22 protein-coding genes are annotated in these 18,287 nt (G+C 72.4%); 3 read left to right on the plus strand and 19 right to left on the minus strand.

The window, feature by feature from the left end:
* Positions 1–55: 55 nt before the first annotated feature.
* From ACESM1_RS00890 to ACESM1_RS00905, 4 genes are read right to left on the minus strand one after another with little or no spacing between them, the layout of a single operon-like run.
* On the minus strand, positions 56–904 hold the full coding sequence (locus ACESM1_RS00890; RefSeq protein ID WP_372616861.1) for a TIGR01459 family HAD-type hydrolase: 849 nt from the start codon (positions 902–904) through the stop codon (positions 56–58).
* A complete protein-coding gene (locus ACESM1_RS00895; protein ID WP_372616862.1) occupies positions 901–1,965 on the minus strand; it encodes a quinone-dependent dihydroorotate dehydrogenase in 1,065 nt (354 codons plus the stop codon). Before ACESM1_RS00895 ends, ACESM1_RS00890 begins: the two co-directional genes overlap by 4 nt.
* Positions 1,966–2,012: 47 nt before the next feature.
* Positions 2,013–2,669 carry an RES family NAD+ phosphorylase gene (locus ACESM1_RS00900; protein WP_372616864.1) on the minus strand — a complete coding sequence of 219 codons (657 nt, stop codon included), beginning with the start codon at positions 2,667–2,669 and terminating at the stop codon, positions 2,013–2,015.
* Between the two features lie 25 nt (positions 2,670–2,694).
* Positions 2,695–3,120 (minus strand): antitoxin Xre-like helix-turn-helix domain-containing protein, encoded by a 426-nt coding sequence (locus ACESM1_RS00905; RefSeq protein WP_372616865.1) that lies wholly within the window; start codon positions 3,118–3,120, stop codon positions 2,695–2,697.
* A 117-nt stretch (positions 3,121–3,237) separates the two neighbouring features.
* Here ACESM1_RS00905 and ACESM1_RS00910 point away from each other — a divergent pair, with 117 nt between their 5' ends.
* Positions 3,238–4,170 (plus strand): DMT family transporter, encoded by a 933-nt coding sequence (locus ACESM1_RS00910; protein ID WP_372616867.1) that lies wholly within the window; start codon positions 3,238–3,240, stop codon positions 4,168–4,170.
* On the opposite strand, the gene ACESM1_RS00915 is transcribed toward ACESM1_RS00910, so the two are convergent.
* From ACESM1_RS00915 to ACESM1_RS00925, 3 genes are read right to left on the minus strand one after another with little or no spacing between them, the layout of a single operon-like run.
* Entirely contained in the window at positions 4,080–4,433 is a 354-nt protein-coding gene (locus ACESM1_RS00915; protein WP_372616869.1) for a DUF952 domain-containing protein, read from the minus strand. The genes ACESM1_RS00910 and ACESM1_RS00915 overlap by 91 nt on opposite strands.
* 11 nt (positions 4,434–4,444) lie before the next feature.
* Complete coding sequence (locus ACESM1_RS00920; protein ID WP_372616871.1) at positions 4,445–4,915, minus strand: cell wall hydrolase; 471 nt, start codon at positions 4,913–4,915, stop codon at positions 4,445–4,447.
* Positions 4,912–5,301 (minus strand): hypothetical protein, encoded by a 390-nt coding sequence (locus ACESM1_RS00925; RefSeq protein ID WP_372616873.1) that lies wholly within the window; start codon positions 5,299–5,301, stop codon positions 4,912–4,914. The genes ACESM1_RS00920 and ACESM1_RS00925 overlap by 4 nt, the downstream gene beginning before the upstream one ends.
* Before the next feature lie 88 nt (positions 5,302–5,389).
* On the opposite strand from ACESM1_RS00925, the gene ACESM1_RS00930 reads away from it, so the two are divergent.
* The gene (locus ACESM1_RS00930) at positions 5,390–5,611 is read left to right on the plus strand and encodes a hypothetical protein (protein WP_372616874.1); all 222 of its coding nucleotides are present in this window, start codon (positions 5,390–5,392) and stop codon (positions 5,609–5,611) included.
* A gap of 1 nt (position 5,612) precedes the next feature.
* On the opposite strand, the gene terL is transcribed toward ACESM1_RS00930, so the two are convergent.
* The 12 genes from terL to ACESM1_RS00990 form a co-directional block, all read right to left on the minus strand.
* Complete coding sequence (gene terL, locus ACESM1_RS00935; protein WP_372616876.1) at positions 5,613–7,061, minus strand: phage terminase large subunit; 1,449 nt, start codon at positions 7,059–7,061, stop codon at positions 5,613–5,615.
* On the minus strand, positions 7,058–7,348 hold the full coding sequence (locus ACESM1_RS00940; RefSeq protein ID WP_372616878.1) for a hypothetical protein: 291 nt from the start codon (positions 7,346–7,348) through the stop codon (positions 7,058–7,060). The genes terL and ACESM1_RS00940 overlap by 4 nt, the downstream gene beginning before the upstream one ends.
* Positions 7,345–9,624 (minus strand): phage tail fiber protein, encoded by a 2,280-nt coding sequence (locus ACESM1_RS00945; RefSeq protein ID WP_372616880.1) that lies wholly within the window; start codon positions 9,622–9,624, stop codon positions 7,345–7,347. The genes ACESM1_RS00940 and ACESM1_RS00945 overlap by 4 nt, the downstream gene beginning before the upstream one ends.
* A 135-nt stretch (positions 9,625–9,759) precedes the next feature.
* Entirely contained in the window at positions 9,760–10,200 is a 441-nt protein-coding gene (locus tag ACESM1_RS00950; RefSeq protein WP_372616881.1) for a hypothetical protein, read from the minus strand.
* Entirely contained in the window at positions 10,200–12,083 is a 1,884-nt protein-coding gene (locus ACESM1_RS00955) for a hypothetical protein (protein WP_372616883.1), read from the minus strand. The genes ACESM1_RS00950 and ACESM1_RS00955 overlap by 1 nt, the downstream gene beginning before the upstream one ends.
* Positions 12,084–12,088: 5 nt before the next feature.
* Positions 12,089–12,658 (minus strand): hypothetical protein, encoded by a 570-nt coding sequence (locus ACESM1_RS00960; protein ID WP_372616885.1) that lies wholly within the window; start codon positions 12,656–12,658, stop codon positions 12,089–12,091.
* Between the two features lie 142 nt (positions 12,659–12,800).
* Positions 12,801–13,640: a phage capsid protein gene (locus ACESM1_RS00965; RefSeq protein ID WP_372616886.1), complete on the minus strand. Its 840-nt coding sequence runs from the start codon at positions 13,638–13,640 to the stop codon at positions 12,801–12,803.
* 332 nt (positions 13,641–13,972) lie between these two features.
* The gene (locus tag ACESM1_RS00970) at positions 13,973–14,707 is read right to left on the minus strand and encodes a capsid assembly protein (RefSeq protein WP_372616888.1); all 735 of its coding nucleotides are present in this window, start codon (positions 14,705–14,707) and stop codon (positions 13,973–13,975) included.
* Between the two features lie 7 nt (positions 14,708–14,714).
* A complete protein-coding gene (locus ACESM1_RS00975) occupies positions 14,715–16,145 on the minus strand; it encodes a portal protein (RefSeq protein ID WP_372616890.1) in 1,431 nt (476 codons plus the stop codon).
* A 5-nt stretch (positions 16,146–16,150) separates the two neighbouring features.
* A complete protein-coding gene (locus ACESM1_RS00980; protein ID WP_372616892.1) occupies positions 16,151–16,399 on the minus strand; it encodes a hypothetical protein in 249 nt (82 codons plus the stop codon).
* Between the two features lie 164 nt (positions 16,400–16,563).
* Positions 16,564–17,010: a hypothetical protein gene (locus ACESM1_RS00985; RefSeq protein ID WP_372616894.1), complete on the minus strand. Its 447-nt coding sequence runs from the start codon at positions 17,008–17,010 to the stop codon at positions 16,564–16,566.
* A complete protein-coding gene (locus tag ACESM1_RS00990; RefSeq protein WP_372616896.1) occupies positions 17,007–17,441 on the minus strand; it encodes a hypothetical protein in 435 nt (144 codons plus the stop codon). The genes ACESM1_RS00985 and ACESM1_RS00990 overlap by 4 nt, the downstream gene beginning before the upstream one ends.
* A gap of 164 nt (positions 17,442–17,605) precedes the next feature.
* On the opposite strand from ACESM1_RS00990, the gene ACESM1_RS00995 reads away from it, so the two are divergent.
* The gene (locus ACESM1_RS00995) at positions 17,606–18,253 is read left to right on the plus strand and encodes a helix-turn-helix transcriptional regulator (protein WP_411278353.1); all 648 of its coding nucleotides are present in this window, start codon (positions 17,606–17,608) and stop codon (positions 18,251–18,253) included.
* The last annotated feature ends 34 nt before the right edge of the window (positions 18,254–18,287 follow it).

Genomic DNA, 18,287 nt, shown 5'->3' on the forward strand with positions numbered 1-18,287 from the left:
TCAATAACGACATAATGACAGATGGCTGAAATCGTGGGTCGGCGGCCGCCGCCGGCTACCAGCGCAACCCGGCAAGCGCGGCGATGGGGCGCACGCCTTCCGCTTCCGCAACCTTCGCGAGCTGCGCCGGATCGGGGGTCGCGCCATGCGCGTGGGCGGCCAGCCCGGTGAGCGCCCAGACCGCATCAAGCCCCGCCGCCTGCGCGCCGGCCAGGTCGGTGTGCGGGCTGTCGCCGATCGCCACCACGCGGGCACGATCGGCGATGCCGAGCGCCTCGAGCACCGGCGCATAGACCGCCGCGTCCGGCTTGCCGATCTCGCGCGCCACCGGGCCGCCGAGCGTCAGATAGAGGTCGGCCAGCGCGCCGGCGCAGATCACGCGGCTCTCGCCCACCATCACATGCCGGTCCGGGTTGACGCAGAGCATCGGCAGCCCGCGCGCGGCGCAGGCTTCCAGCATCGGGCGATAGGGCTCGACAGCGCCGTTGCCGCGTTCGGGATCGGGGCCGGTGTTCAGCACCCACTCGGCGCCAGCCGGATCGGCAACCAGCGCAATCTCGCGGCTTTCCACCACCGAAAGATCGCGCTCCGGCCCGATATGCAGCGCGCGTCGCCCGTAGCCATGCGCCTCGCCGAGCAGGCGCCAGGCGAGCTCGCCGCTGGTGATGGTCGCGTCCCAGAGCGCGCGGTCGAGGCCCATGCCGGTCAGCAGCGTCTCGACGACATGGGAGCGCCGGGGCGCGTTGGAGAGGAAGGCGATGCGCTTGCCGCGCCGCTTCAGCTCTCCAAGCGCCGCGGCGACGCCCGGATAGGGCTCGCGCCCGTTGTGCACCACGCCCCAGAGGTCGAGCACGAAGCCGTCGTACCGCTCCGCCAGCGGCGCGATGCCGTCGAGAATCTTCATGCGATGTCCGCCCCCACTGCGTCGCCGACGCTCCGAAAGCCGTCGCGGCGCAGCAGCGCGGCGAGGTCGCGCTTGATGCGCGGGATCAGCGCCGGGCCCTCATAGGCGAAGGCGGCGTAGAGTTGCACCAGCGAGGCGCCGGCGCGGATCTTTTCCAGCGCATCGGCACCGTTGGATACGCCGCCGCAGCCGATCAGCGTCAGATTGTGCCCGTGCGCGAGGCGCGCCACGCGGCGCAGCATCTCGGTCGCGGCGGCGCGCAGCGGCGGGCCGGAGAGGCCGCCGGCCTGGTTGCGATGCGCGCTGCGCAGACCCGGCCGCGCGATGGTGGTGTTGGAGACGATCAGCCCGTCCATGCCATGCGCAACGACGCTCTCCACCAGCGGCTCCAGCGCGGCGGGGGAGAGGTCGGGCGCGATCTTCACCAGGATCGGCGGGCGCCGGCCGGGCAGCGCAGCGCGGGTAGCGGCCAGCGCGGCGAGGATTTCCTTCAGTTGCCGCTCGCCCTGGAGATCCCTGAGCCCCGGCGTGTTGGGAGAGGAGACGTTGACGGCGACATAGTCCGCCAGCGGCGCCACCGCCTCGTACAGCGCCGGGTAGTCGCGCAGCGGCGCGGCCCCTTCCTTGTTGATGGCGATGTTGGCGCCGAGCACCGCCGGGCGGGGCTGCGGCAGCGCGGCCAACCGGGCGCGCACGACGGCAATGCCCGCATTGTTCATGCCCATGCGGTTGATCACCGCGCGGTCCTCGACCAGGCGGAACAGCCGCGGCTTCGGGTTGCCGATCTGCGGCTTCGGCGTGACCGAGCCGGCCTCCACGAAACCGAAGCCGAGCCGCATCAGCGGGCCGATGGCAATGGCGGATTTGTCGAAGCCCGCGGCCAGCCCGATCGGATTGCGGAACTCGCAGCCGAACATGCGCGTGGCGAGGATCGGGTCGTCGGCCGAGGTATCGCGCCCGGCCAGGCCGAAGCGCAGCGCGCGCAGCGCCAGGTCATGCGCGCGTTCGGGATCCACGCCGCGCATCAGCGGCATGAGGATGGAGGCGAGGCGGGGGGTCATCGTCGGGTGAGGTGTGTGCCCCGGACGGGGCGGCAAGGGAAGCCGGGTCAGGCCGCGGTCGCCGTCCAATTCTGGCTGCCGTCCCAGACGATGCGCCAGCATGCGCCAGGTGCGACGTCCTGCACCACATTCGGCTGGAAGGCGACGAGGCAGGTCCCGCCGGGATGCCGCACCGAGGGATACACCAGGCCCCGCGAGCCGCCCGCGACGAGCGTGCCGGCCAGCGCCTGCCCGGCGGGATAGCCCGTCAGCGGATCGGGGTGCAGGCAATCGGGCGCCGGCTCGGCGCCGCGCAGGTCATGGAAGCGGCCGATGAAGGAGGCATGCAGCGCGCGGTACTGCACATCGTCATGGTAATGGCCGATGAAGCCGAGTTCGCGTGTCCTGTGGAAGCACACCTCGCAGAGCGCGGTGCGGTCGTCGAACCCGGCGTACCAGGCGCCGCGCGCTTCGCCATTGAAGCGGCTGCCGCCCTTGCGCGTGTAGGTGAAGGCCGCCGCGATGTAGGTATGGCCCCAGCGGTCCATGTCCGCCGCAATGACCGGCCGGGCGAGCCGCCTGCTCGTGCGCCCCTCCAGCGCCTCGATCACGGCGAGTTCCGCGTCGCTGTCCACGAGGGCGCGAAGCACCGGCGGCTTGTAGTGCGCGGTCGGGATCAGGCGGACGGTGCGCTGCTGCGCGATCTCGCACAGCGGCAGCTTCATGCCGCCTCGCGACAGGGCGGGGCCATCACAGGCCGCCGCGGAGCGCGTCCAGGTAGTCGCGCGTGGCGAGGATCGCCGGCAGGCCACCCGCCTGCATGTAGGCTGCCGGCGCGGCGCCGCCGAACAGGGGCCCTCGGTTCGGCATCCGGACCCAGCGGTCGGCGAGTTCCTCCCCGAAGTAGAGATGGAGGGCCTTGTAGATCCCGATCAGCGCACTGGCACGGTCGAGCTGGTCGTCATCGAGCGAGCCGCTCCAGGCAGCGCTGCGCATCCGGCTCCAGGTGCGCTCGGACACGCCGACCAGGCGGGCCGCTTCGGCGGTGGTGATCCGCCACGCCGCGAAGACCCGCTGCATGGCCTTCACCGCGACCAGGTCCGCCCCGGCGTGATCGGCGGAGCGTTGACGGGGGGCGGCCGCGGAATGCCGGTTCGTCATGGGCGTGTCAGACATGTGGCGTCCTCACCCCTGTCAGCTGGCGTGGCTTGATGCTAGTTCAAGGGCGGTCATGCATGCAACCGCGCCACTCGCCGTCCCCGAAAACCGCGAATGGCCGCAGGCCAGCGCGGAATGAAGGGCCCCGCCTACATGCTGGCCGGCATCGGCCTGTTCGGGTTGCTGGATGCGATCAGCAAGCTGCTCTCGGCGGAGCACCTGGTCTGGCAGGTGCTGCTGGTGCGCTTCGCGACCATCCTCGCCGTGGTGCTGGCGCTGCGCGCGGTCCGGCCGGGCTGGGGCGGTGTGCTCACCACGCGGCATCCGCGCATCCACCTGGCGCGGGCCTGCGCCATGCTCGGCAGCGCAACCTTCTTCTTCCTGACCTTCACCCACCTGCCGCTGGTGGAGGGCTACCTCGTGTTCTTCACCTCGCCCTTCTTCGTGCTCGGCCTCGCCGCGCTGGCGCTGGGCGAGACGCCGCGGCGGTCCGCCTGGGGATGGGCGGTGCTGGGCTTCGCCGGCGTGGCGATCGGGCTGGCGCCGGGGCTTGCGGCAGGGCTGAGCGGGGCGGCGGTCGGCTATCTCTGGGCGCTCTGCGGCACGCTCTGCTACTCGCTGGTCTTCGTGCTGAACCGGCGCCTGCGGCACGAGGCGGGCATGGCGCGGGTACTGTTCTGGCCGGCCCTGCTCGGCTTCCTCGTGATGCTGCCGCCGGGCCTTCTGCATTGGCGCACGCCGGATGCGCCGGCGCTGGCGCTGATGCTGGCGAATGGCGTGATCGTCGGCGCCGCCACCGCCTGCCTCGCCGAGGCCTTCCGCCACGCCTCCGCCGCGCGGCTGGCGCCCTTCGGCTATTCCGGCCTGGTGTGGAGCGTGAGCTTCGACCTGCTGCTGTTCGGCACCCTGCCCGGCTGGACGATGCTGGCCGGTGCCGCGGTGGTGGTGGTGGCCTGCGTGATGAGCGAGCGGAGCGCTCAGAAGCCCGGCGGGAAGTCGTGCGACCCGTCCGCGCGCAGCGGCAGCCGCGTCGCCGAGAGCACGGCGGAAAGCGGCAGCGGCCCGTAGAGATGCGGGAACAGCCCGGGCCGCTTGCCGCCCGAGGCCTGCTCCCATCTCAGCGCCGCGCCGAGGCGCGCGCTGTCGGCCTCCACCAGCCACAGATCGGGCTCGCCGCGGCGGTGCTTCGCGGCGCTTTCCTTCACCTGCGCGGCGGTGGAGAAATGCAGGAAGCCGTCGCGGGCATCGTCGGCGCTGCCGGTGTATTCGCCGCGGCGCTCGGCCTCGCGCCAGTCGGCGCCGCGGATGAGTGTGTAAATGCTCGCGTCCATGCCGGACGCATTCACGCGATCAGCCGGTAGAACACAAGCCCGCCGAGCTCGGCCGTCGGCGTCAGGCCGAGCGCCCAGCGCGGCAGCGCATCCGCCGCGTGGAAATGCGTCGCGCCCCCGGTGGGGTCCGGCAGCGCGCCGGCCAGCGCGCGGGCGGCGATGCGGCGGCAGGCGCCGAGATCGGCGTCCGGCGGCAGCTCCGCCAGCGCATTGCGGCGCGGATGGCCGGGCATCCAGCAGGCGAACTGGAAGGGCGCCCGGCACACGCCCACCACGCCGCGGCCGAGATGGGCCGGCCCGCCCGGCGCGGCCGCCAGGCGCACCCGCGTCATCACCACGCTCGCCACCCCTTCGGCGGCACGCACCGGGCGGCCATCGGCCTCGCCCCAGAGGGTGAGCGCCAGCACCTCCGTCGCGCCTGCGGCGCGCGACTGACTTGCGCCTGCGGCGTGCGGCATGGCGGCATCAAGGGTGGCGCTCATGCCTCGTCTCCCGCGCGCAGGCCGAAGCCGATGCGGCGCGGCGGCACCGCCTGGCCGGAAACCGCGGCCGCCGCGGTGGCAGCGCGGCTCACCTCGTCCAGCTTCTCCTCGAGCCGGCCGAGCTGCTTGGTCAGCCGCGTGTCGAGATCGCGGATCAGCGAGAGCGGCACGTAGGTGCGCGCGACCTCCAGCTTGAAGGCCACCAGCTCGTCGCGGGCGATCTCGTGCACCGGCGCGGGGGGCGCGGCGGGGCGGACCACCGGCGGCAACTCGTTGCGCGCCGTCGCGAGATCGCGGCGCAGCAGCATGATCATCCACAGCAGCGTCAGCGCGAAGGGCGCGTCCGCCAGCGCGGCCGCCAGCGGGGGTGGAATCTCAGGCAGCATCGCATATCACTCCTGGAATGGATGCCGCGCCTTGAAGCGGCATCGCAGCGGAACCACCCTTGCGTCACCCCATTGCGACGCCGGGACCATGTGGAACGAGCCCTATCTCGAGACCTGCTGCCGCTCCGCGCTCCACCGGCTGACGCTGGTGGATGCGGGCGGCCGACCGTCGGGGCTGAAGGACGGGCCCTGCCTGGAGCGCCTCTCCGGCATGGGCCTCGCCCGGCAGCGCGGCGATGGCAGGTTCGAGATCACCGCAGCCGGGCGGCGTCGGCACGACAGCGAAATCCTGAAGCGGAAGGCGGGGTAGCTCAGCCGCCGCGCCAGCTCGGCAGGTTCGCGCGCGGCGGCAGCAGCGGCAGGCGCACCGGCTCGGCAGCCAGGCAGCCGGCCACCGCATCCAGCGCATCGTCGCGCGCCCCGGCCGCCTCCGGCCGCCAGGCCGCCATCTCGCGCGGGAAGGGCGTGCGGAACACGCTCTCATGCGCGGAGAGGCGACGCGCGGCGAGCACGGGGTCCAGCGCGCCGAGGATGCGTTGCACCTTCGGCACCCGGCTCGTCACCTCCTTCACCGCGCAGGCGATGCCGGTGCGCTGGATCTCCTGCCGCAGCAGGCCGGGCAGGAAGCCGCCGATGCCGTTGGTCTCGACACGCAGCACCGGCAGCAGCAGGTCGCGCGCAATGGCGGCGACGGTACGGCATTGCTGCGTCGCCGGATCCTCCGCCGCGCCGGGATCGTGCGTGACATAGGCGAGGCGGTGCAGGTAGTGGCGCCCCTCGCCATCGGCGAAGGTGGCGGCGACGACGCTGGAATCGCCCTGGCCGGGCCGACCGAAGGCGGGATCCCACCAGCCGCCGCCCGAAACCAGCCGCGTGCCCATCAGCGTCAGCACGCCGCGGCCATTCGCCTCGCGGTAATCGGGCTCGGCGGCGTAGCGGGCGATCAGCGCGGGATCGAGCCGCGCGGCTTCCTCCGCCACCGCCTCCAGCAGCATCTGGCGACGGAAGGCGAGGGGGCCGACGCGGTTGCGCAGCTTCGCCACCGCGTCTTCCGGAAAGCGCTCCGGCCAGGTGCTGCGGCCGTCCGCATCGAGCAGCGGCAGCACCAGGCGGCGATAGCCGGCGAGGAAGCCATCCTGGCCGTCGGCATAGAGCGTCTCCGCGCAGTGCGGCGTGCCGACGAACAGCATGGTGCCGCCGGGCGTCAGCACGAACTCGGCTTCCGTCAGGCGCTCGCGCAGCTCGGCGCGCTTGGCGGGCGTGTCGCAATTGCCCGCCACCTCGACATCGTCGCAGATGATCAGCTCGGCGCGCGCGCCGGTGATGTTGCCGCCGATGCCCGCCGCCAGCATGGAGGCATCGCGCAGCACTGCCGGCCGCGCCACGGTGAAACGGTCCGACGCCCAGCTTCCCTCGGCGCGTTCCGGCAGCAGGGCGCCGCAGAGCGGATGGCGCGCCAGGATGCGGCGCACGGTCGCCACCATGCGCGTGGCCAGCGCATGGTCCGCGGCCAGCACCAGGATGCGCGTGTCCGGCTCCCGGTAGAGCCGCCAGGCGCAGAACAGGCCGACCAGGGTGGACTTGCCGGCGCCGCGGAAGGCCATCAGCAGCAGCCGGTGGTCGCCGGAAGCAGGCGCCTGCTGCAACCAGCGCAGCACGCGGCGGTGCAGGCCCGGCGTGCCGAGATGGGCGCGCTGGTTCCAGATCCAGGCGAATTCGAGGAGATCGGCAGGTCTTTCGGCAGCCTGCGCTTCGATCACGTTTTGTTCTCACCAAGGCCGATGCGCGCCGCCTCGATGAGCTGCTGCAGCGTCGGCTCTGCCGGTGCCTCGGCCTCCTCGGCCGGCGCCGCCTGGGCGGCAAGCTGCGCGAGGTGATCGAGCGCATCGCGTGCGGCGGCGTTGCGCGCGATGAAGCGCTTGGGATCCTCGGTCGCGGTGTCGGAGACGAAGCCCAGGTAATCCTCCTCCAGCTTCTGCCTCGCCAGGTCGAACAGCTCCTTCGTGACGGCTGCCTGCGGTGCCGCCCCCTTGCGGCTCCGCTTCATGCCTTCACCACCCGCACCCGCAGCGTGCCGGCGGGCACATCCACCGCGCCGGCCGTGCGGTTCCAGACGATGACCGTCACCGTGTCCTGCGCGCTGACCTGCGCCATGAACGGCAGGATGGTGGCGGTGGAGAAGGCGGCCTGCACGAAATCGCCGGGCCGCGCGCCGGGCACGGCGACCGTGGTGGTCGCAGTGCCGCCGGCGACGACCGAGGCCGGGTCCCAGGCGAGCTCGGCCACCAGCTCGCGCGCGCCGTGGCGCAGATCCGGCAGGCCGTAGAGCACCGGCGGCGCGTGCCGCGGATCGCAGAGCAGGCGCATCGCGCGCACCTCGTAATCCTGTGCGATGCGCGCCAGGCCGATCACCGCGAAGCCGACCTGCGGCGCGAGCCGCACGGCCTGCAGCCGGGTGAGCGTCGCATCCTGCATGTCCGCGGTGCCCTGCCACCAGCGCGCCGTGCCGTTCCACACGACCGGCTGGCCGGAGGCGAGCACCAGCGGGCCGGCGCTGTCGGTCAGCAGGTTCATGTTCGCGTCGAAGGTCATCACCACCAGACGCGGCGTGTCGGCATCCACCGCCAGCGCGAAATCCTTGCACTGCCGTGCATCCACCACGAAGCCGAGGCCGCGCCCACCGCCAAGCACCGCGCCGCGGTCGTTCAAGGTGAAGTTGTCGAGCCCGGGGAAGACGAGACCCGCCAGCGTGGCGGGGCTGCCGCCGACGCTGGAGGACAGGCAGGCGAGCTTCTCGAAGCCGGTCTCCGTCGCATTCCAGCGGATCGCAGCGCTGCGCAGGCTCGGCACCGCGACAAGCTCGCGCGAGGCTTCGAGATGCGGCGTCGCCTGGTGCAGCGCGCGCACCGCACCGCCGAGCCGCGTCGCGGTGCCGGTGTGCTCGATTTGCACCTGATAGCCCTGGCTCGCCCAGGCGACCTCGTAGAGGTGGTCCTGCGCGGCGGCCGTGTGGCGTGCGACCAAGGGGCTGCAGCCCTCCATCCGCATGGCGCGAGCCACCACGGCGCGGCTGTTCACCTCGCAGAGGAAGGGGATGCCGGCGATCGGGCGGCCTTCGGCATTCAGCTCGAAATTCGGTCCGTCGAAGAGGTGCCGGTTGTGCGCGACGTAGGCGCCGGGTGCTGCCGAAAGCCGCACGCCGAAGCGGTCCAGCGTGGTGTTCACCGTGCTGCCGACGGCGAAGTGCCCGCCATAGTAGCGCACGGATGTGTTCCACGCCGCCGCCGTCGCGGCCCGCACGTCGAGCCCGATTTGGTTGTTGATGATGCGGCCGAGCAACAGCGTGCTGTCCTCGAAGCCACGTTCGTCGCCGAGCGTGCGGATGCCGATGGTGAAGCCCGCGACTTCGCGGATCTCGACCATGCTGGCGTCCAGGTTGCGCAGCACGATCCCGACATCCGACATGTCGGACCAGTCGGACTGCGTGGCGCGCAGCACCGCGAGGCCGGTGAGGATCTTGTTCGCGTTGCGCGCCGTGCCGCCATCGCCGATGGTCAGCGCCGCCTGGCCGGCGGGGCCGGCATAGAGGATGGCACCGCGCATCACCACGCCCGCCGCCGCGCCAGGCAGCGTCAGCGGAATCGTCGTGCGATGCGTGCCCTCCCCGATCAGCAGCATCTTGCCGGCGGCGGCGGCGGCGTTCATCGCGGCCTGCAGCGCCGGGCCGTCATCCGTCGCGCCGTCGCCCATGGCGCCGAAATCTCGCGCCGAGAGCCGTTCGGCCAGCTTGTCCTCCGCCGTGCGCGGCACGCCGCCGGGAAAGGGCGCGGTGAGCAGGCCGGAATCGCGCGGGAAGACGATCGCATCGCCGTTCGAGTCGAAGCCGAGCAGCCGGTTCGCGCGCGCTTGGCGCATCGGCAGCACGAGCTGTCCGCCGATCTCGGAGGGGTCCTGGCGCAGTGCAGAACCGAGCTCGTCGCGCTGCTCCTGCAGTACGGCGACCACCCGGTCCAGCTCGTCGTTCAGCGTGCGGGCGCGCAGCAGGCCGTTGTCCTGGAAGCGCGTGTTGCGCTCCACCCGCACGCGGCGGCGCAGCGTCACGGTCTCGCCGAGCATCGGCGGCGTGGCGAGCACAACGGTCCCGCCCTCGCCCGCACCCGCGCCGAGGACCGTGAAGCCGCCGGAGAGCAGCACGCCGCCGACGCGGATCTCGAGGTCGGCGGCGTCGAAGATGGGGAAGGGGAAGGCGAAGTCGGTGCGCGCGCCGTTGCCGGCATACTGCACGCGCGGCGCGACATCGCCGATGCTGATGGGCTCGGCCATGGGGAAAGCGGCTCCTGGAGTCAGGGGGTTGAAGGGGGCCGGAGCCCCCCTTGCGCCCGGCGGGCAGGGTTGTTCGGGGTCCCACCGCAGCGAAGCCGCGATGGAAGCCCGGCGTGATGGCTGCCCGACGGGCGCCTAATCGAGCAGGCTCCGCACGGCGTTGCCGAAGCTCGCGCCGGCGCGCAGCCAGGGCGTGAGCGAGCCGTCGTCGTTCAGCAGGCTGCGCCGGCCGGCGGCGAGCCGTGCGGCGAACACCGCATCGGAATCCGCCTGCGCCGCGGCGGCGTCGCGCTGCAGGCCGGAGGTCAACGCGGCCGCCGAGCCTTCGTCGGGCGCGACGCCGCCGGCGGCCAGCCGCGCGCGCGTCGCCGCGACGGTCCCGGCCAGCCGCGCCTCGCGCGCGCGGCCTTCGGCCGCCTGTTGCGCAGCCACCTGCTGCGCCCGCGCCTCGTTCGCCGCGCGCGCGTCGTCCTGCGCGCGGCGCGACTGTGCGGACTGGGTCTGCGCCTGGCGCGCCGTCGCGTAGAGGGACGCGCCGGTGCCGATCAACGTGGCGATGGGGGCGAGCTGCGCCATCAGTCGTTCATCCTCATGTCAATCGTGACGGAGAGCAGCGTGAGCGGCAGCGGCGTGTCGCCCTCCACGCGCCAGAGCGGCGCCATCGCATCGCGCCGCCACCCGAGCGCGCGCAGCGTGACATCGCCGGTGAAGGCCAGCGGCGGCGCATCCAGCAGCGCGGTGTCCAGCCGCCGGAACGGCACCGGCTGCACGCCTCGCCCCAGATCCACCGAGAAGGCCGGCGTCGCCAGCAGGCGGAACGTGGCCGAGACCAGCCGCAGCGGCGCTGCGCCCGCGCCCGCACCGATCGAGAGCTGCGGCGGCAGGGGCTCGATCACATGCGCGAAGGGCAACCCCGCCTGCACGCTGCTTGCCGGTGGGTCGAGCGCGATGCGCGCATCGGCGACCTGCAGCGTGCCACGCGGCGCGCCATCGGCCAGCACGCCGACCTGCTGCGCTTCGAGATGCGCGAGACCGGTCCATTCATCCTGCGGTGCCGCCACTTCGCCGGACAATGCCGCATCGAGGCCGAGCGCCGCGTCGAAGCGTTCCAGCCGATGCGTGCCGGCCCGCTCCACCACCGCGAAGACGCGGCCATCGGTTTCCGCCACGGCACGGAAGGCGCCCTGCGTCTCCTGCTTCGTCCAGGCGATCACCTGCTCGGCGCGGTAGAGCGTCAGCGTGGCGATGCTGCCATCCACCATCACCAGGTGCAGCAGCCGCTCCGTCTGGTCGTACGCCATCGAGACCGGCGTGCCGACGAGATGCCGCGCGACCAGCGCCAAGTCGTTCGCCTGATAGGCATCGCCGACATCGGTGTAGGCGAATTCGTGCACTGCGCGGCCGGTGCGCGCGACGAAGACGGTGGAGCCATCGACATCCACCGGCGGCACCATGCGGTCCACCGGGCTGCCGATGCGCGTCTGCCGGCTGAGCTGGATGGAAGCCGGCGTCAGCGGATCGCCGGTGACCATCCACTCCGCGCCGGAGGTGAAGACCTGCAGGTGCCGGCCGGAGAAGACGCCGCGGATGGCGTTCACCTGGTCCGACATCAGCGCGAAGTCGATGGCCTCGTCGTCGAGGCCGGTGCCGGTGTCGAAATTGCCGAGGTCGCCGGTGCGCGAGAGCCAGAGCCGGTTCGGCAGATCACGGGAGCCGCCGAGCACCAGGCGCGCCTGGTGGAAGCAGGCCGTCACCGGCCAGCCGCGCGCCGGACTGAAGGCGCTTTCCTGCCAGTCGAGCACAGGTTCAGTGCCGTCCAGCGGATCCTCGACCAGCGCGGTCGCGGCGATGTCGTTGGTGATGGCGGTGATGCGCACGCGCTTGCCGGCCAGCGTGAAGCGTGCGCCGACATGGCCGGGCAGGAACAGCTCGGTGGAGGCGGAGAGCGTGACGGTGCCGGTGGTGCCGCTCGCCTGCAGGGTCGCGCCGGCGACGGTGAAACGCGCCATCGGCTCGTGCGTGAACTCGAAATCGGCGAGCGTCCAGCTGGTGTGGCTGCTGCGCGTGACGCGCTTGGGCGGCATCGCCGGATGGAACAGCAGCAGCGTGTCGGCATTCTGCGTGAAGGCGATCTGCGGCAGCATCTGCGCCGTCCAGGGCGCGGCGAGCGAGGCAACTTCCGCATCCTGCAGGAACACCTGCATCCGCCCGCCGGTGAGCACCACCAGATAGGTCTGCTCGGTGTTGAACTCGAAGGGGATCAGCCGCGCAGGACCATCCAGCATGGCTATGTGGCGCAGGCCGGGCCGGCGCGCGACGCCGCCGGTCGGCTGGATCACCACGTTGCGCAGGCGGCGCGCGCCGTTCTCGAAGGCGCGCAGGTCGCCGCGGCCGTAGAGCTCGGGCGCGAGTTCGCCGGCGGCGAAGCTTGTCTTGGCGCGGCGGGTGGCGGCGGGCATCGCGCTCAGCCCCTGACATCGACCAGCGGGAAGCCCTCGATCGCACGGGGCGTGTCCTGCTGGCTGTCCACCTGGCGCGCGTGCCGCAGATCCTGCTCCGCCAACCGGAACAGCACCTCGGCGCGCGATGCGCTTTCGGTGAGCGGCAGGCAGAATTCGGCGGCGAGGCGCGCGACGAGCGCCGCGGCGAAGAAGGGCGGGAAGGCGCTCTCGTCGGGGCGGAACAGGTAGGTGAGCGTCACCTGCTCGGCATCCGCGTGCAGCCGGCCTTCGTTGATCCGGTACGGGATGCCGCGGCCGCGACCGGTACTGCCGGCGGAGAGCGCGCGCAGGAAGCCGCTCGGCAATTGGAAGGCATGCGCGAAGTCGGCAAGCGGCACGGCGGTGAGGCGCGGCAGCACGGCCTGGCCGGTGGCGAAGGACCAGGGATGCGCGGAGAGCAGCGCGTCGCGGATGCCGGGGTAGAGGTTCGCCGCGGCCTCCGCTTCCGCGGTGCCCTCGGTGAGCGAGGCGATCGGCTGCGCGCCGAGGCGCAACAGGGCGCGCGAGCAGAGGGCGAGGGCGGTGAGGGACATCGGGGGCTTTCCGCGTGATGAGGGTTGGCGCGGGTGAATGGGCGTGTTGCCCCCACCCCGGTCAGGCGCCCTTGGCGCCTGACCCCCCGCAAGCGCGGGGAAGGGAGATGGGCGCGCGATATTCCATCGCGCGCAGGCGCGCCTACTCCTTTGCGCGCATGCGTACGACGCCGGTGTCGTCCACCAGCACGGCGCCCTGGCTCATCATGTTGGCGACGAAATGCGCGGCGCGATCGCCATGCCAGGTGACGTCGGTCTGCACCTCCGCCGCCGCCGCATGGCCGATCGCGGTGCGGTGATAGAAGTAGCAGTAGCGCAGCGTGCCCGACATGGTCAGGCCGGAATGCGGCATCCACATCGCGCCGAGCCAGCGCTTCGCCTGCGTGCCGCGCCAGGGCAGCTCGTCGGCGCCGACGTAGTCGGAGGACGCGAACTCGTCGATCGCCAGCAGCTCGCTCCACTGCTTCCAGCCGACCACCGCGTAGCGCTGGCCGTCATCGGGCACGTCGGCCGCGCCCATCATCTCGAAGGCGAGCAGCACCTTCGCCTTGGTCAGGCCGTCCGCATCGGTGGTGCCGGCGGCGACACCGACCGCTTCACGCGTCGCGGTATCCAGCGCGGCGATGATCAGCTCGTCGGTCTTGCGGCCGAGGGCGTAGGCGCCGGCATTGGCGATCACCTCGCGCTCATCGAGGTTGGTCTTCAGTTCGTCGAGCCGGTCAACCCAGTCGCCGGCATAGTAGTCCTGCAGCACGCACTCGATCTGCGCGTGCTCGAGGTTCATCACCGGCACGCTGCCATGGCGGGTCTTCGCCGCGGCAGTGCCCTTGCCGACCTTGGGGAAGAAGGTGCTGGTGCCGGTCACGCCGGTCTTGCTGCGCACCGTGCGGCGCAGCTTGGAGCCCTGGCGCTGGTAGGCCTCGTGGACCTCGGCCTGGAACTGCTTGGTGAAGACGGCGTCGATCTGGGTGCTGGTGGGCATCGCGGCCCTCCTGGATCAAGGGGGTTGAGGGGTGCGACGGCGCGCCCGTTGACCATGCGGGCGGGCGCGGCGACGCGGACGTCCGCACGCCCGGACAAGCCGGGTTGGGTGCGGACGGAAGGCGGGAGAGGGGTGCGGGGCGGACGGGGGCATCGCGGGATGCCCGCACCGCCCGCCCCGCCGCCGCCGCGGGCTGCTTCAGACCGTCGCTTCACGACCCGGCATGGCCACCTTCGGTGTGCACATGCAGGGCGATCGCAGGCCAAGCGCCACGCGGCGGCAGCCGGCCGCGCCTCGACCGCGGGAGATCGGGAGGCGGCGGCCGGTAGCGGTCAGGATTTCTCGCCCACCAGCCGGCGGAAGCCGTCGGTGACGCGCTTGACGAAGTCCGGCTCGCGGGTGCGCCAGTAGCGCGGGTCGCGCATCATCTTGCGCAGTTCCGCCTCGTCCGGCGCCGCCTCGGCGGAGGCGTCACGCGACAGCGGCGGCTCCTTCGCGCCCATCATGCGGTACATCGCCATCACGCCCTCGGCCGTGGTGGCCAGCGCCGCGAAGACCGGCTCGGAGAGGTTGGCGCGGCCCCAGGCGGCAATCTGCGGCGCCAGGCGGCGAAAGCGGTCCTCTCCGCCGAATTCCGCGTTCAGCTTCTCGCGCTGCTTGCCGGCCTCGAACTCGGCGGCCGCCTCGGTGATCAGCGGCAGCAGGCGCTCGGCGGCCAGGTCGTAGACCAGCTGCGCCTGGCCGCAGGTGAAGCCGGCCTCGTGCAGCCGGCGGTTCACCTCGGGGTCGGCGCTGCACATCTCGTGCGGCGGCGTGATCTCGTAGGCGTCCGGCGTCTCCGGCACGCCGAGCATGCGACGCCAGCGCGCGCGCTCCTCCTCCGGCGCATCGGCGCCGGGCGCGGCGGCACGACGCGAGAGGGCGCGCTCCAGCTCCAGGTACGACTTGAGCAGCGCCTCGACGCGAAGCGCCCCGGTTGCGGGATCCCGGAACTTTTCCGGTATCTCCATCTGGTGCGCAGCCACATTCGCGGGCGATGGGGTGACGTCGAGAAGATCCTCGGTCATGCCGGGCTCACTCCTGTTCGGGGTTTTCTGTGGTCATTGTGGGTTCTCGCCGGATTATTTCCGGCGGGGCGCCCAGCGTGCGGGCCAGCCAGCGGGCGGCGGCGCCGGCATCCAGCGTCGCCTTCGCCTCCGGCCCGAGCGCGACCGCGGTCTGCAGGAACAGCAGCGTGTCCGCCGCATCCGCCCGCGCCTGCACCCGCGCCAGCGGCGAGGCATAGACCAGCCGCACCTCGCGCCCGCCGAGCTCGACCGGCGGCACCTCGCCGCGGCGGCGCAGCAGCGCCAGGCAACGAGCGATCAGCGGCGTCAGCAGCTCGGCCTGCAGCCTGCCGTAGGTGGCGCCGAGCAGCCGTGCCGCGGCGGAAGCGCGTTCCAGCACCTCGGTCGCCGTCATCGGCGCCTTCTCGCTGGCCGCGATCCGGTCGGCGAGCAGCGCACCCCGGATGCGCGCCCGCAGATCCTGCAGCACGAGCTGCGAGACATCGAAGTTCCCCGGCGCGGCCAGCGGCGTCAGGCCGGAGGAACCGGCCGCCTTCGGGATGATCGCGCCGGGCACCAGGCGGATCGTCGCCGGGTTCAGCACGCCGTCATCCTCGGCCATCCAGATCCCCGTCGCCGCGATCGAGGCGTTCTTCAAGATCAGCTCCACCACCTTGTTGGCGGTGCGAATATCCGGCAGCGCCTTCGCCACCGGCCCCCGGCCATAGGTCTCGCCGGGCAGCTTCAGCCAGCGGAAGGCGATGAAGGGACTCTCGGCGAAGCGTCCCTCGGCCAGCAGCACGGGGGGGCCGCTGTCGGCCTCGAGCACCGCGGCGAAGCGGTGGCCGGTGCGCGGATCGGGCCAGGCCGCTTCCACCACGCGCAGCTTCGGCGCCGGCTCGTCGCCACGCCGCGTGGGCGGCAGCGGCGCGCCAGGCCAGCGCTGGCGGATCTCGTCCTCGGTCAGCCGCAGGCTGCGGAAGACGGTGTCGAGCCGGCCCGAAGCGCCTTCCTCCAGCACCGCCTCGCGCAGCGGCACGGCGCGGAAGCGCAGCGCGGAAGCCTCGCCGGCCGGCGCCTCCTCCACCGAGAGCAGGCCGGTGCCGGCGACCACCAGGTCGAGGAAGGCCTGGTGAAGCTCCAGCGCGAAGTTGGAGCGGTCGAGATGCCCCTGCAGCGTTTCCGCCGTCTCGGTCAGGCTACGGGCAAGCTGCGCCTCCGCCTCATCGTGCAGGGCGCGCGCAGGCACCAATCCGAACCAGCGCGACCAGGGCGGGGCGAGCTCGGCCAGCAGCGAGGCGGCCAGCTGCTCCGCCGCGTCGGCCGCCGTTGCGTCGAACAGCGGCGCGGCGCCGGGGGCGGGCAGGGCGTGGTCGTAGCAATCCTGCCAGATCGTCTCGAGCGGGCGGCGGCGCGCGGCGGCGCGGGCGTGGCGCGCCAGGATCTCCTCGGGTCCCATGGCGATCATTCCCCGAGCAGCGTCTTGCGCCGCAGCGCGGCCGGCACCGGATCGAGCACGCCGCGGGCGCTGGTGGCGATGGTGCCGGTCAGCCCACGGCGCGCGCGCTCCACGGCGCGCAGGCGGGCCTGGCGGCCGGCATCCTCGGCCGCCGTCTCGGACTGCGCGCTGCTCGCAGCGATACTCTCGGCCTGCGCCGGTTCGGGCGGCGCTTCGATCACCACCGGCTTCGGCGCGCGGAACAGGCCACCCATGCGCAGGTCCTTCGGGTTGGGGGAGACGGGGAACCGCCCCGGCGTCCCGAAAAGGCGAAGGCCCGCCCGGGGAGCCGGGCGGGCCTTCAAGTCGGGGATACCGGGGAGGAGGAGTAAACCGCGAGGCGCAATTCGCCCCGTGGCAGAAGCGTTCTAGGCCGGCCTCAGCCCGCCGTCAAGACTTTTTTCCTAGACCGACGAGATTCCGTTCCGCCGAGCGCCCGGAACAGCCCATACGGGGTCACTGCGAAAGGCGCGTCCGGCCCCAGCAGAGCGCGGCACAGCGCCACGCAGGTGAAGGGCGCAAATGCCGGCAGCTTGCGGGCGCGCGGCAGGCCGGGGGCGAAGGGGCCCAGCACCGAAAGGCCGGCGCGGCGGTAGAAGCCCGGCAGGTCGAAGCCGGCCGGCACCGGCAGGCGTGCCACCAGCAACCGGCCGGAGAGCGGCTCCAGCACCGTCCAGCCGGCCTCGTCGGCCAGCGCGGCAAAGCAGTGCCGGAAGCCTCGGCGCAGCGGCTTCAGCCAAGGCTGGTCGGCCTCGCCGCCGAAGGCGAGCCAGATCCGCTGGCCTTCGCCCCCGGCCTCCACCCGCCGATGCGCCAGGCGTTTCACGCGGAACATCCGGGGAAGGGGATGATCTCCGCACCTTCGGTCGGCGTCATGCCGCGGGCGACGCCGGCAACGATTCCCTTCTGGCGCAGCGGAAAGTCCAGCCGCTCCATCGCCTCGCGCCACAGACGCGCGTCGCCGCGCTCGGAGGGATAGCGCGGGCTGGGGGCGCTGCCGCGTTCACCCCAGATCCGCATGATGCGCGCATGCTGCAACTCGATCCGGCGCTGGCGGTACAAGCGGTCGAGGCACTTCACCACATCGTCGGGCTCGCAGGGGCGGATCACCGAGCCGCGGGCGGCGGAGAGGCGGGCACCTTCGCGCCGGGCGATCAGGGCGGCCATGGTCCAGAACCAGGCCTCCTCGGCGCTGGCGAAGGGCTCGGCCTTGGTCAGACTGGCCAGGATGGGGGCGCGGCCGGGGGCGATGGGCATGGGGGGTCCTTCTTCCGATCCCGAACAAAACAGGAACATCGCAACGTTAACGCTCTCCACCGATGGTTGCAAGGCAAAACTTCCTATTGCTTCGCGACTCGAAACCTAGGATGTGATGCCCAGCGCCCCAGGACGAGGGCGACTCGACGGAGAGGCACTGGCAGATGATGCGGCACGAGGATGTCTGGCGGGCAATCGACGCGCTCGCGGCGGAGCATGGGCTCTCCGCCTCCGGCCTGGCGCGCAAGGCCGGGCTGGACCCGACCGCCTTCAATCCCTCCAAGCGCACCGGGCCGGACGGCCGTTCGCGCTGGCCCTCCACCGAGAGCGTGGCAAAGGTTCTGACCGCCACCGGCACCGGGATCGAGGCCTTCGCCTCGCTGGTCACCGGCGTGCCGACGCTCTCGCGCGGGCGGGCGGTGGCGGGCCGGCGCATTCCGCTGATCGGCCTGGCGCAGGCCGGCGGCGAGGGCTACTTCGACGATGGCGGCTATCCCGTCGGCGGCGGCTGGGACGAGATCTCGGTGCCCGACGTGCTCGACCCCAACGCCTATGCACTGGAGATCAGCGGCGAATCGATGGAGCCGGTGTTCCGCGACGGCGACGTGGTGATCGTCTCGCCCGGCGCGCCCATCCGCCGCGGCGACCGCGTGGTGGTGCGCACGCGACAGGGCGAGGTGATGGCGAAGGAGTTGCTGCGGCAATCGGCGAAGCGCGTGGAGCTCGCCAGCCTCAACCCGCTGCATCCGGGCTACAGCTTCGGGCTGGAGGAGCTGCAGTTCATGCACCGGATCGTCTGGGCGAGCCAGTGATCTTGGTGCCCTCAGGTGCCGGGCGCCGGCATCC

Source organism: Falsiroseomonas sp. (assembly GCF_041690465.1).
Classification (GTDB): domain Bacteria; phylum Pseudomonadota; class Alphaproteobacteria; order Acetobacterales; family Acetobacteraceae; genus Falsiroseomonas.

Coding starts and splice junctions, on each gene's coding strand:
- ACESM1_RS00890 (WP_372616861.1), bottom strand. CDS start 904: ATGAAGATTCTCGACGGCATCGCGCCGCTGGCGGAGCGGTACGACGGC.
- ACESM1_RS00895 (WP_372616862.1), bottom strand. CDS start 1,965: ATGACCCCCCGCCTCGCCTCCATCCTCATGCCGCTGATGCGCGGCGTG.
- ACESM1_RS00900 (WP_372616864.1), bottom strand. CDS start 2,669: ATGAAGCTGCCGCTGTGCGAGATCGCGCAGCAGCGCACCGTCCGCCTG.
- ACESM1_RS00905 (WP_372616865.1), bottom strand. CDS start 3,120: ATGTCTGACACGCCCATGACGAACCGGCATTCCGCGGCCGCCCCCCGT.
- ACESM1_RS00910 (WP_372616867.1), top strand. CDS start 3,238: ATGAAGGGCCCCGCCTACATGCTGGCCGGCATCGGCCTGTTCGGGTTG.
- ACESM1_RS00915 (WP_372616869.1), bottom strand. CDS start 4,433: ATGGACGCGAGCATTTACACACTCATCCGCGGCGCCGACTGGCGCGAG.
- ACESM1_RS00920 (WP_372616871.1), bottom strand. CDS start 4,915: ATGAGCGCCACCCTTGATGCCGCCATGCCGCACGCCGCAGGCGCAAGT.
- ACESM1_RS00925 (WP_372616873.1), bottom strand. CDS start 5,301: ATGCTGCCTGAGATTCCACCCCCGCTGGCGGCCGCGCTGGCGGACGCG.
- ACESM1_RS00930 (WP_372616874.1), top strand. CDS start 5,390: ATGTGGAACGAGCCCTATCTCGAGACCTGCTGCCGCTCCGCGCTCCAC.
- ACESM1_RS00940 (WP_372616878.1), bottom strand. CDS start 7,348: ATGAAGCGGAGCCGCAAGGGGGCGGCACCGCAGGCAGCCGTCACGAAG.
- ACESM1_RS00945 (WP_372616880.1), bottom strand. CDS start 9,624: ATGGCCGAGCCCATCAGCATCGGCGATGTCGCGCCGCGCGTGCAGTAT.
- ACESM1_RS00950 (WP_372616881.1), bottom strand. CDS start 10,200: ATGGCGCAGCTCGCCCCCATCGCCACGTTGATCGGCACCGGCGCGTCC.
- ACESM1_RS00955 (WP_372616883.1), bottom strand. CDS start 12,083: ATGCCCGCCGCCACCCGCCGCGCCAAGACAAGCTTCGCCGCCGGCGAA.
- ACESM1_RS00960 (WP_372616885.1), bottom strand. CDS start 12,658: ATGTCCCTCACCGCCCTCGCCCTCTGCTCGCGCGCCCTGTTGCGCCTC.
- ACESM1_RS00965 (WP_372616886.1), bottom strand. CDS start 13,640: ATGCCCACCAGCACCCAGATCGACGCCGTCTTCACCAAGCAGTTCCAG.
- ACESM1_RS00970 (WP_372616888.1), bottom strand. CDS start 14,707: ATGACCGAGGATCTTCTCGACGTCACCCCATCGCCCGCGAATGTGGCT.
- ACESM1_RS00975 (WP_372616890.1), bottom strand. CDS start 16,145: ATGGGACCCGAGGAGATCCTGGCGCGCCACGCCCGCGCCGCCGCGCGC.
- ACESM1_RS00980 (WP_372616892.1), bottom strand. CDS start 16,399: ATGGGTGGCCTGTTCCGCGCGCCGAAGCCGGTGGTGATCGAAGCGCCG.
- ACESM1_RS00990 (WP_372616896.1), bottom strand. CDS start 17,441: ATGCCCATCGCCCCCGGCCGCGCCCCCATCCTGGCCAGTCTGACCAAG.
- ACESM1_RS00995 (WP_411278353.1), top strand. CDS start 17,606: ATGATGCGGCACGAGGATGTCTGGCGGGCAATCGACGCGCTCGCGGCG.